Below are 6038 nucleotides of genomic sequence, written 5' to 3'. Positions count from 1 at the left end.
GACGAGGTAGATAGGTTGGAGGTGGAAGTGCAGCAATGCATGGAGCTGACCAATACTAATCGGTCGAGGGCTTATCCAAGAACATAAAACGCAGATTCGTTTCGGATTCAGTTTTCAGGAATCAATTTCCTGAATGGATTTATATGGCTATATCAATTGGAGAGATACCCAAGTGGCTATAAGGGGACCCTCTGCTAAGGGGTTAGACTGCGTAAGCGGTGCGAGGGTTCGAATCCCTCTCTCTCCGCCATTACAAATCCATTATATTATTACCTTGTTATTGTGGCGGCGTAGCTCAGCTGGCTAGAGCGTACGGTTCATACCCGTGAGGTCGGGGGTTCGATCCCCTCTGCCGCTACCATACATACCCGGAGGCTTAGCTCAGCTGGGAGAGCATCTGCCTTACAAGCAGAGGGTCGGGGGTTCGAACCCCTCAGCCTCCACCATCTTTATCTTATAGATCCACCTTTACACCGTGCCGGTGTAGCTCAACTGGTAGAGCAACTGACTTGTAATCAGTAGGTTGGGGGTTCAAGTCCTCTTGCCGGCACCATTTTTCAACAAATGCGGAACCGTGGTGTAGTTGGCCTAACATGCCTGCCTGTCACGCAGGAGATCGCGGGTTCGAATCCCGTCGGTTCCGCCATCTTTATTTGCTTCAGGGATGAGAATCCATTAGAGGGTTCGTTGGAGCATAAACTTCGTAAGCATCACTTCGCAATCTCGCAACGAAGTGAAGTGTATCCCGCCCGGTTCCGCCATCTTTATTTGCTTCTGGGATGAGAATCCATTACAGGGTTCGTTGGAGCATAAGCTTCGTAAGCATCGCTTCGCAATCTCGCAACGAAGTGAAGAGTATCCCGCCCGGTTCCGCATTTTTTGTTTTTTATGGCTCGGTAGCTCAGTCGGTAGAGCAAAGGACTGAAAATCCTTGTGTCGGCGGTTCGATTCCGTCCCGCGCCACCATATTACGGAGGCTTAGCGAAGTGGCCAAACGCATCAGACTGTAAATCTGCTCACGTACGTGTTCGGTGGTTCGAATCCATCAGCCTCCACCATTTTTTATGAGCCATTAGCTCAGTTGGTAGAGCACCTGACTTTTAATCAGGGTGTCGAAGGTTCGAGTCCTTCATGGCTCATACCAATCCGGAAGTCATCACCTTTTAGGTGGTGGCTTTTTTGTATTTCTAGAAATTTAGAAAGCAAATATTCTTCGGTAAGTTTAGATTTTCTGACTTCGTTTAATTATAAGGTTATAATGCTAAGCGAAATGGGGATTAACCGTGATCTATGATGCCATTATTGTTGGGGGCGGCTTTGCCGGACTGCAGGCTGCAATTCAACTGGGTCGTTACTCTGCGCACAGCGTGCTTGTAGTGGATGCTGGAAACGGGCGGTCCAATCTTTGCCGCAACTATCACAACATACTGGGATGGCCGGATGGAATATCAGGAGAGGAAATACGTGCCAGAGGGCGGAAGCAGGCGGAAAGCACCGGGGTAGAGTTCCAAGCAGACAAAATCGTCAAAGCTGAAAAGCCCGATAATTTATTTTTGCTGACCGGGGCTCGGGGTCAGACCTATAGATGCAAATTGCTCTTGTTGGCGACGGGGGTTATGGACCGTTTTCCTGAACTGCCTGGACTTATTCCTGCACTGGGGAAAACCGTCTATGTCTGTCCGGATTGCGACGGCTATGAAATTCAGGATCGGCAGACAGTTTTGATGGGGGCAGGTGATGTGGGAGCAGGTATGGCATTTATTTTACGGGAGCGCACAGGTGATCTGACTTATATTAATCATGAGCTGCAGCCAGTGTCTCCTGAGAATCGGCGCCGAATGGATGACCAAGATATTGCGTATATAGAGCAGCCAGTGGCACGGGTCGATGAGGTTAATGACGGCGTGATAAGCGGGGAAACTTTGACAAGCGGAATAACAATTCCGGCAGAACGCGGATTTATTGCTTTTGGAAATAATCCGGTACACTCGGAGCTTGCACAGGATTTAGGAATTTCACTTCATAAGAATAGGCATATAGAGGCTAATAAACGATCTTTAATGACGGATGTGGAGCATGTATGGGTGGCAGGCGATGTGGCGGTGCACGCAGAACAGGCTACCGTGGCTATGGGCGAGGGGGCTATTGCCGGTATCTGTTGCATAAAGAATTGAAGAAGCTGAACCCTGTCAGTCTGCCACCGGCAAAGCGGCGGCACATACAAGCTAAATGAAACTCACGGGCTGTGGCTCTTTAGCCCCTCAGAACTTGCCAAGGCGCATATTGCTGATAAATGTGATAAAATAGGCGAAAAGAGCAAAAGTGGTGGCATATGGTGACGATGGATAGTGAGATTTTGCGTCAAAAATTGGAGCAGCTCACCGGAAAGAGAACCGGAATCAAACAGCTTGGGAGGCAGCATTCGGCTTCCCTTTTTGGTATAGGCACGGAAGAACAAGAGCAGCCTGTGTTCCACGAGGGACATCTATGGGTGCCTCTGTATGAGAACGACGGACGGATAACGGCAATTTGGCTGGAATTGGAAGGCCTGACGCCCTTGGAAGTCCAACTGGCCAATTATGCTGCGAGGAATTTTGCTGTAGCTCTTAAGGCAACGGGACTTAAGGAAGAAGGCGAAATGGAGGCCCGCCAGCTGAGCAATTGGTTGAACGCGCAATTGGAGCAGGAGAAAAATGATGCGGAAATCCCCGATGAAATGACTTTAAAGGGACGGCTTGTGGGAGAGATGGTTCCCTTTCTGCTCGTCAGCGAAAATGTTCATAACCCGCAAGTAACCTACCGCTCTCTAATGAAGCTGCTGCGCAGTTACTTCGAGAATGAAATTTTACTTATTCCCCTCCAGGACAAGGAATGGTTAATTTTAGTCCGCAAGGAACTGCTCACTGGGGGAGATGATAAGGAAGATGAGGAAGAAAGTGCTGATGATCTGCTGGCACAGACCTGTATGGGGCTGCATGAACTGATTGCCAGTGAATGGGTGGGGGTCTTCCATCTGGCGGTAGCACCAGCCGTCATTCCTGTGAAGGGATTGACTGGATCGGTAGCTCTGTTGCGGGAGACCATCATTTTAGGCCGGATTTTTCAGGTTGGGGATTATATTCATCTTCCATGGGAGCTGCATATGGAGCGTCTGGTCAACAGTATTCCCGATGAACGGCGCCGGCAGCTGCTGGGTCAGATTGGAGATTACACCTCTGTGCTGGCGGATAAAGAAATGCTGCTGACTTTGGAGACTTTTTTTGAGATGGACTGCAATGTCAGCGAAACGGCCAAAAAGCTGTATATTCACCGGAACACGCTGCTGTACAGGCTGGACAAGATCAAACAGGAGACGGGAGCGGATGTCCGGAGCTTTGGGGATGCGGCTATTGTGAAGTTAGCCATGCTATTGTATAAAGTGACGAAAAGAAAATAGGTTTTTTGTGAACGTTGCAAATAGTCAGCGCGGCATGTCTGGGGTAAGATAAACGTATAAGAAAGCGATTTATTTTTATCCAATAATTGACTCGAGGGGGAAATACAATGGCAGGCGTTCGTTTAGAGCATATTTTTAAAAAATACCCGGGTTCCGATAAAGCGACAGTAATCGATATCAATCTTGATATTAAAGATAAGGAATTCCTGGTACTGGTTGGACCTTCCGGTTGCGGTAAATCCACAACCCTGCGTATGATTGCCGGTCTGGAAGAAATTTCCGAAGGCAAAATGTACATTGGCGACCGTGTAGTCAATGACGTAGCTCCTAAAGACCGCGATATCGCGATGGTATTCCAATCCTACGCCCTGTACCCGCACATGAGTGTGTATCAGAACATGGCATTCGGTCTGAAACTCCGTAAAGTGAAAAAAGAAGAAATCGACAAAAAAGTTCGCGAAGCTGCGAGAATTCTCGATATCGAGCATTTGCTTGAACGCAAGCCTAAGGCATTGTCCGGTGGTCAACGCCAACGTGTCGCTCTGGGCCGCGCGATCGTCCGTGATCCGCAAGTCTTCCTGATGGATGAACCACTTTCCAACTTGGATGCTAAACTTCGTGGTCAAATGCGTGCGGAAATCACTAAGCTGGTTAAACGCCTTGAAACCACTTGTATCTATGTAACACATGACCAGACAGAAGCTATGACAATGGGTGACCGTATCGTAGTTATGTATGATGGTATCATTCAACAAGCCGCTTCTCCTGAAGAATTGTACAATGAGCCTACAAACCTGTTTGTAGCAGGATTTATCGGTTCCCCTACCATGAACTTTATCAACGGAACATTGTCTGATGTTGGCGGTGCAGTACGCTTCCGCGCAGATAACCTTGATGTTGAAGTTCCAGGCGGCAAGGCTACACTGCTGCGCAACAAAGGCTACATCGGCAAAGAAGTAGTAATGGGCGTTCGTCCGGAAGATATTCACGAAGAGCCGGTATTCCTGGAAGCTTCGCCGAACACAATCTTCACTTCGATGGTTGATGTTACTGAAAACCTTGGTCATGAAATGCTCCTCTACTTGAGCGGCCTTGGCGCTGGAACTGTAATTGCCCGTGTAGATGGACGTTCCACTACCCGCGAAGGCAGCAAGCCAAAATTGGCGATTGACATGAACAAAGTCCACATCTTCGATAAAGAGTCCGAACTCAACATTCTGCTCGGATAAGATAGCGTTACCTGAGTGAAAAGAGCCGCCTGAGAGGGCGGCTCTTTTCATAAGCATGGACTTAATCATTTTTTGGAACCCCGAAAGGCATTGCATTTGGATCGCAGCCAAGGCCCCACTGTGTGGGGCTGTTTATTTAATGATAATTTATATGTTTCACGCTATACATTAGCCCAATCTTTCTCGCTGAAACGGATACCGTCCTTATAAGGACGGCGTAGCCGTTTCTGCTTGGCCGTGCGTCAATTAATCACCATTAAAGTCCGTTTATTCAGCGTTTATACAAGAAACGCAGTGGCTATTAAGATTGCATTCATAGGCGTTATCAATTAAGATAGCAGGAGAATTATCTGCGGCTGGGATGGAAAGAGTTGTTGGCCAGTTGCGGGCGAGCGGATAAAAACCGCAGGTGACGAAAGGACGGACACACATGGCTAAGAAGGTAAAAGTATCGGAATTGGTGCAGCATTTTCAGTTAGAGGTTGTTTCCGGACAAGAAGGTCTGAAAAGACCGATTACCGTGGATGATTTGAATCGTCCGGGATTGGAAATGGCCGGTTATTTTGAATATTATCCGGAAGAGCGTGTTCAGTTGCTGGGCAAGACCGAGCTGGCTTTTTTCTCAATGCTTCCGGATGAAGAACGCAAGAGCCGGATTCGCGGAATCTGTAATGACAATACGCCCTGTATCGTGATTACGAGAGCGCTTGAAGTGCCGCAGGAGCTTATCGATATAAGCAATGAAAAAGGACTGCCGGTACTGCGCAGCTCGATGGCTACCACGATTTTTTCCAGCAGACTGACCAGCTTTCTGGAAGGCCGGCTGGCGCCTACAGCCACAATTCATGGGGTTCTTTGTGACGTATACGGCGTGGGCATGCTGATTACGGGCAGCAGCGGTATCGGTAAAAGTGAGACTGCGCTTGAGCTTGTGAAACGCGGGCACCGTCTGATAGCCGATGACGCGGTAGAAATCCGTCAGACCTCTGATAATCAGCTGCACGGTACGGCACCGGAGCTGATCCGCCATCTGCTGGAAATCCGCGGTGTCGGGATAATCAATGTAATGACTCTGTTTGGAGCAGGTGCTATCCGTAATCATAAGCGGATTACGCTGGTAGTCCGACTGGAAGCCTGGCAGCAGGACAAGCAATACGACCGGCTGGGATTGGATGAGGAGACGACACGGATTATTGATACGGATGTTCCGCTTGTAACGATTCCGGTACGCCCGGGACGTAACCTTGCGGTAATTATCGAAGTTGCGGCGATGAACTATCGTTTGAAGCAAATGGGCTTCAACGCTGCACTGCAATTCACGAATAAGCTTACTGCCACCATATCTGAAGACATGGATGATCTGGACTAGGAGT

General features: G+C 48.6%; 4 protein-coding genes, 8 tRNA genes and 1 rRNA gene. All 13 read left to right on the top strand.

The window, feature by feature from the left end:
* Nucleotides 1-79: ribosomal RNA gene (locus HYD27_RS22720) — 23S ribosomal RNA — on the top strand; the annotation flags it as partial.
* Between the two features lie 79 nt (nucleotides 80-158).
* Nucleotides 159-250 (top strand) — tRNA-Ser (locus HYD27_RS22715).
* A 34-nt stretch (nucleotides 251-284) separates the two neighbouring features.
* A tRNA-Met gene (locus tag HYD27_RS22710) sits at nucleotides 285-361 on the top strand.
* A gap of 9 nt (nucleotides 362-370) precedes the next feature.
* A tRNA-Val gene (locus HYD27_RS22705) sits at nucleotides 371-446 on the top strand.
* Between the two features lie 31 nt (nucleotides 447-477).
* A tRNA-Thr gene (locus tag HYD27_RS22700) sits at nucleotides 478-553 on the top strand.
* A 15-nt stretch (nucleotides 554-568) separates the two neighbouring features.
* Nucleotides 569-646: transfer RNA gene (locus tag HYD27_RS22695), tRNA-Asp, on the top strand.
* Nucleotides 647-890: 244 nt separating this feature from the next.
* Nucleotides 891-966, top strand: a tRNA-Phe gene (locus HYD27_RS22690).
* Between the two features lie 6 nt (nucleotides 967-972).
* Nucleotides 973-1058 (top strand) — tRNA-Tyr (locus tag HYD27_RS22685).
* Between the two features lie 8 nt (nucleotides 1059-1066).
* Nucleotides 1067-1139 (top strand) — tRNA-Lys (locus HYD27_RS22680).
* A 144-nt stretch (nucleotides 1140-1283) separates the two neighbouring features.
* Nucleotides 1284-2174 carry an NAD(P)/FAD-dependent oxidoreductase gene (locus HYD27_RS22675; RefSeq protein ID WP_219218889.1) on the top strand — a complete coding sequence of 297 codons (891 nt, stop codon included), beginning with the start codon at nucleotides 1284-1286 and terminating at the stop codon, nucleotides 2172-2174.
* 158 nt (nucleotides 2175-2332) lie between these two features.
* Complete coding sequence (locus HYD27_RS22670) at nucleotides 2333-3436, top strand: PucR family transcriptional regulator (RefSeq protein ID WP_228745259.1); 1104 nt, start codon at nucleotides 2333-2335, stop codon at nucleotides 3434-3436.
* Nucleotides 3437-3543: 107 nt separating this feature from the next.
* Entirely contained in the window at nucleotides 3544-4665 is a 1122-nt protein-coding gene (locus HYD27_RS22665) for an ABC transporter ATP-binding protein (protein ID WP_219218888.1), read from the top strand.
* 430 nt (nucleotides 4666-5095) lie between these two features.
* On the top strand, nucleotides 5096-6034 hold the full coding sequence (hprK, locus tag HYD27_RS22660) for an HPr(Ser) kinase/phosphatase (protein WP_219218887.1): 939 nt from the start codon (nucleotides 5096-5098) through the stop codon (nucleotides 6032-6034).
* Nucleotides 6035-6038: the final 4 nt, after the last annotated feature.

The sequence above is a fragment of the Paenibacillus sp. S150 genome (assembly GCF_019352175.1).
GTDB lineage: Bacteria > Bacillota > Bacilli > Paenibacillales > Paenibacillaceae > Paenibacillus_AQ.
Note: the sequence above shows the minus strand (reverse complement) of the source record. Positions and strands in the feature narration are given on the sequence as shown.